Consider the following 5,401-nt stretch of genomic DNA (forward strand, 5'->3'; position numbering starts at 1 on the left):
TACGGGGCGTCGGATGTGATTGCAAAGAAGACGTGATCGACGGGGCGTTCAACTCGCTCCGTCATCTCGGACCACTCGAGTCCGAAGGGGTTATGTACCCCCGAGGGCGTACGAGTAAGTCCGAAGGAAATGAGGATTCCACCCCTGCGGTCCGCCGTACAGATGGGATCTGATGTTAGCCTTGGTAGTTCGGTGACGCCCGATCGGTCCATCGATCAGCGGTCACCGAACGTGGACCCATAGTGTGAGTGTGTACCTACATTCACCGCCAAACCCTCCCCTTTCGGGGAGATAGCATTCCGGTTGATCCTGCCGGAGGTCATTGCTATTGGAGTCCGATTTAGCCATGCTAGTTGCACGGGTTTAGACCCGTAGCAGATAGCTCAGTAACACGTGGCCAAACTACCCTATGGATCCGGATAACCTCGGGAAACTGAGGCTAATCCGGAATAGGATTCTCAGGCTGGAACTGCCGAGAATTCGAAACGCCCCGGCGCCATAGGATGTGGCTGCGGCCGATTAGGTAGACGGTGGGGTAACGGCCCACCGTGCCAGTAATCGGTACGGGTTGTGAGAGCAAGAGCCCGGAGACGGTATCTGAGACAAGATACCGGGCCCTACGGGGCGCAGCAGGCGCGAAACCTTTACACTGCACGCCAGTGCGATAAGGGGACTCCAAGTGCGAGGGCATATAGTCCTCGCTTTTCTGTACCGTAAGGTGGTACAGGAATAAGGGCTGGGCAAGACCGGTGCCAGCCGCCGCGGTAATACCGGCAGCCCAAGTGATGACCGCTATTATTGGGCCTAAAGCGTCCGTAGCTGGCCACGCAAGTCCATCGGGAAATCTGTCCGCTTAACGGGCAGGCGTCCGGTGGAAACTGCGTGGCTTGGGACCGGAAGACCTGAGGGGTACGTCCGGGGTAGGAGTGAAATCCCGTAATCCTGGACGGACCACCGGTGGCGAAAGCGCCTCAGGAAGACGGATCCGACGGTGAGGGACGAAAGCTCGGGTCACGAACCGGATTAGATACCCGGGTAGTCCGAGCTGTAAACGATGTCTGCTAGGTGTGACACAGGCTACGAGCCTGTGTTGTGCCGTAGGGAAGCCGTGAAGCAGACCGCCTGGGAAGTACGTCCGCAAGGATGAAACTTAAAGGAATTGGCGGGGGAGCACTACAACCGGAGGAGCCTGCGGTTTAATTGGACTCAACGCCGGACATCTCACCAGCATCGACAGTAGCAATGAAGATCAGCCTGATGAGCTTATTGGAGCTACTGAGAGGAGGTGCATGGCCGCCGTCAGCTCGTACCGTGAGGCGTCCTGTTAAGTCAGGCAACGAGCGAGACCCGCACTCCTAATTGCCAGCAACACCCTTGTGGTGGTTGGGTACATTAGGAGGACTGCCAGTGCCAAACTGGAGGAAGGAACGGGCAACGGTAGGTCAGTATGCCCCGAATGTGCTGGGCGACACGCGGGCTACAATGGCCGAGACAGTGGGACGCAACGCCGAAAGGCGACGCTAATCTCCGAAACTCGGTCGTAGTTCGGATTGCGGATTGAAACTCATCCGCATGAAGCTGGATTCGGTAGTAATCGCGCCTCAGAAGGGCGCGGTGAATACGTCCCTGCTCCTTGCACACACCGCCCGTCAAAGCACCCGAGTGGGGTCCGGATGAGGCCGGTGCAACGCCGGTCGAATCTGGGCTCCGCAAGGGGGCTTAAGTCGTAACAAGGTAGCCGTAGGGGAATCTGCGGCTGGATCACCTCCACAGACCGGGACTGGGGCGACGCCCCAGCCCAAACTGGTTCCGCGTTCGATCGACCCATCGCCGGGCCGATCGGGCACCTTTGAACTACCAAGGCTAACGCTTTCGCTCCCCGCGGTCACCCGCGGGGAGGTGGGCCCATAGCTCAGTGGGAGAGTGCCTCCTTTGCAAGGAGGATGCCCTGGGTTCGAATCCCAGTGGGTCCATGTCTCGGAGGAGATCTCGGATCGTTCCCCTTAAGTGGGAGCGGGCCCGACGATTGAATCCGAACGCAAACCGATGCACCATCCCGTGCAAACGTGGATGGGAAGGGTTAATGCACGCTTGCAGTCACAAGCGTCGCAGATGAGACCGTGTGTACGTGTAGTCCAGGCGTCCACTGGACCCGTTCCCGGGTCACATAACGTTACACCTCTGGTGTAACGCCGATCCGATGAACGTGGCTACTGTGCCAGCTGGTGGATCGCTCGGCTTGAGAGCTGAAGAAGGACGTGCCAAGCTGCGATAAGCCTGAGGGACCCGCACGGAGGGAAAGAACTCAGGATTTCCGAATGGGAATCCCCACCGCAATTGCTTCGCGCAATGGGGAACGCCGGGAATTGAAACATCTCAGTACCGGCAGGAAAAGAAAACGTAATCGTGATGTCGTTAGTAATGGCGAATGAACGCGACACAGTCCAAACCGAAGCCTTCGGGCAATGTGGTGTTCGGACTGACACTCACTCTCCGAAATACGACACGAAGTCTCCTGGAACGGAGCACGAAACAGGGTGACAGTCCCGTACTGTCGTGGAGTAAGAGACGAGTCAGCTCCAGAGTATCGGGGGTTGGATATCCCTCGTGAATATCCCAGGCATCGACTGGGAAGACTAAACACTCCTCAAGACCGATAGCGAACAAGTAGCGTGAGCGAACGCTGAAAAGCACCCCGAGAAGGGAGGTGCAATAGGGCGTGAAATCAGTTGGCGATAGAGCGACGGGGCACACAAGGTCCTGTACAAAACGACCGTAGCGCGAGCTACCAGTAGGAAGTACGGGAAGCCGGTGTTCCGTCGTACGTTTTGAAAAACGAACCAGGGAGTATGTCTGATTGACGAGTCTAACCCGATCATCGGGGAAGGCGTAGGGAAACCGACATGGCCGCAGCATTGCGAGGGCCGCCGTGTTCAAGCGCGGGGAGTCAATCGGACATGACCCGAAACCGGATGATCTAGACATGGGCAAGACGAAGCGTGCCGAAAGGCACGTGGAGGTCTGTTAGCGTTGGTGTCCTACAATACCCTCGCGTGACCTATGTCTAGGGGTGAAAGGCCCATCGAATCCGGAAACAGCTGGTTCCGACCGAAACATGTCGAAGCATGACCTCCGCCGAGGTAGTTCGTGGGGTAGAGCGACGGATTGGGGGACCGCACTCCGAGAGGAGTGCGCCCCCCTGTCCAACTCCGAACCTACGAACGCCGTTCGACGCGGGGAGTCCGGTGCACGGGGTAAGCCTGTGTACCGTGAGGGAGACAACCCAGAGCTGGGTTAAGGTCCCCAAGTGTGGACTAAGTGCGATCGAAGGTGGTCCCGAGCCCTAGACAGCCGGGAGGTGAGCTTAGAAGCAGCTACCCTCTAAGAAAAGCGTAACAGCTTACCGGCCGAGGTTCGGGGCGCCCAAAATGATCGGGGCTCAAGTCCACCACCGAGACCTAGCCGTGCCTGTCACAAGGCAATCGCGTAGGTCGGCGTTCCGTTCGGGTGGAAGCACGGAAGAGATTTCGTGTGGACCGTGCGGTAACGAAAATCCTGGTCATAGTAGCAGCGTTAGTCGGGTTAGAACCCCGACGGCCGAACGAGTAAGGGTTCCTCAGCAATGCTGATCAGCTGAGGGTTAGCCGGTCCTAAGTCAGCCCGTAAGTCGAAGCTGACAAAAGGGAAACAGGTTAATATTCCTGTGCCAGTGTGCACTCAAAGCCGACGCTTTGGGGCCGCCTCTGCCGGGCCTTCGCCCGGTCGAACAGTCGAAAATCGTGGAAGCCGTAATGGCACGAAGCGATCGAATGACTGGATAGCGCAAGAGAGGTCAACCTAGAGCCCGTGAAAAGGCAAGCACACTGTCCGTACCGAGATCCGACACAGGTACTCGTGGCGGCGAAAGCCAAGGTCTGTCGGGATCAACCGACGTTAGGGAATTCGGCAAGTTAGTCCCGTACGTTCGCAATAAGGGATGCCTGCCCTGCAATGGGGCAGGTCGCAGTGACTCGGACGCTCCAACTGTCTAGTAACAACATAGGTGACCGCAAATCCGCAAGGACTCGTACGGTCACTGAATCCTGCCCAGTGCGGGTATCTGAACACCCAGTACAATGGGACGAAGGACCCGTTAACGGCGGGGGTAACTATGACCCTCTTAAGGTAGCGTAGTACCTTGCCGCTTCAGTAGCGGCTTGCATGAATGGATCAATGAGAGCGTCACTGTCCCAACGTTGGGCCCGGTGAACTGTACGTTCCAGTGCGGAGTCTGGAGACCCCCAAGGGGAAGCGAAGACCCTATAGAGCTTTACTGCAGGCTGTCACTGAGACGTGGTCGCCATTGTGCAGCATAGGTAGGAGGCGTTACACAGGTACCCGCGCTAGCGGGCCACCGAGCCAGCATTGAAATACTACCCGATGGTGACTGCGACTCTCACTCCTGGCGGAGGACACTGGTAGCCGGGCAGTTTGACTGGGGCGGTACGCGCTTGAAAAGATATCGAGCGCGCCCCAAGGTTTCCTCACCCGAGTCGGAGACTCGGGAAAGAGCGCAAGAGCATACGGAAGCCTGACAGTGTCCGGCACAACGACGGACGCTGACGCGAAAGCGTGGTCTAGCGAACCAATTAGGCTGCTTGATGCGGCCAATTGCTGACAGAAAAGCTACCTTAGGGATAACAGAGTCGTCACCCGCAAGAGCACATATCGACCGGGTGGCTTGCTACCTCGATGTCGGTTCCCTCCATCCTGCCCGTGCAGAAGCGGGCAAGGGTGAGGTTGTTCGCCTATTAAAGGAGGTCGTGAGCTGGGTTTAGACCGTCGTGAGACAGGTCGGCTGCTATCTATTGGGGGTGTTACGGTTCCTGACGGGAACGTTCGTATAGTACGAGAGGAACTACGAATGGGTGCCACTGGTGTACCGGCTGTCCGAGAGGGCACGTGCCGGGCAGCCACGCACCACGGGGTAAGAGCTGAACGCATCTAAGCTCGAAACCCACCTGGAAAAGAGGAACCACCGAGGCCACTCCTAGAAGAGGAGATCGATAGACTCGGGGTGTACGCGCCGAGGCAACGAGGCGTTGAGCCCGCGAGCACTAATCGGCCAAGCCACACACTCATACCGCATTTGGATCTGTGACCCATGAACGGGTCCAGACGCAAACTGGACTACACGTACACTCGGTTTCGCCACCGATATTGGAATGATCACGGTTCGATTCCGTGAATCGGCATTACGGCGGCCACAGCGGCGGGGTTCCTCCCGTACCCATCCCGAACACGGAAGATAAGCCCGCCTGCGTATCGGCAACTACTGGAGTGGGCGACCCTCTGGGAACGTCGATTCGCCGCCTCCACTCATACTGAGCCTCACACAGCGCCTGCTGTGTGGGGCTTTTTG

1 protein-coding gene, 1 tRNA gene and 3 rRNA genes are annotated in these 5,401 nt (G+C 57.8%); 4 read left to right on the plus strand and 1 reads right to left on the minus strand.

Features of this window, described 5'->3' with window-relative positions:
- A partial coding sequence (locus TX80_RS19905; RefSeq protein ID WP_230198771.1) for a hypothetical protein occupies positions 1 to 212 on the minus strand: 212 nt, incomplete at its 3' end.
- 84 nt (positions 213 to 296) lie between these two features.
- Between TX80_RS19905 and TX80_RS18350 the strand changes: the two genes are divergently transcribed.
- From TX80_RS18350 to rrf, 4 genes are all read left to right on the plus strand, one after another.
- A 16S ribosomal RNA gene (locus TX80_RS18350) occupies positions 297 to 1,770 on the plus strand.
- 131 nt (positions 1,771 to 1,901) lie between these two features.
- Positions 1,902 to 1,973, plus strand: a tRNA-Ala gene (locus tag TX80_RS18355).
- Between the two features lie 228 nt (positions 1,974 to 2,201).
- A 23S ribosomal RNA gene (locus TX80_RS18360) occupies positions 2,202 to 5,118 on the plus strand.
- Positions 5,119 to 5,235: 117 nt separating this feature from the next.
- Positions 5,236 to 5,357, plus strand: a 5S ribosomal RNA gene (gene rrf / locus TX80_RS18365).
- Together the 16S, 23S and 5S rRNA genes with 1 tRNA gene alongside form the textbook arrangement of a ribosomal RNA operon.
- Positions 5,358 to 5,401: the final 44 nt, after the last annotated feature.

This window comes from Halopiger djelfimassiliensis, from assembly GCF_000455365.1.
GTDB lineage: Archaea > Halobacteriota > Halobacteria > Halobacteriales > Natrialbaceae > Halopiger_B > Halopiger_B djelfimassiliensis.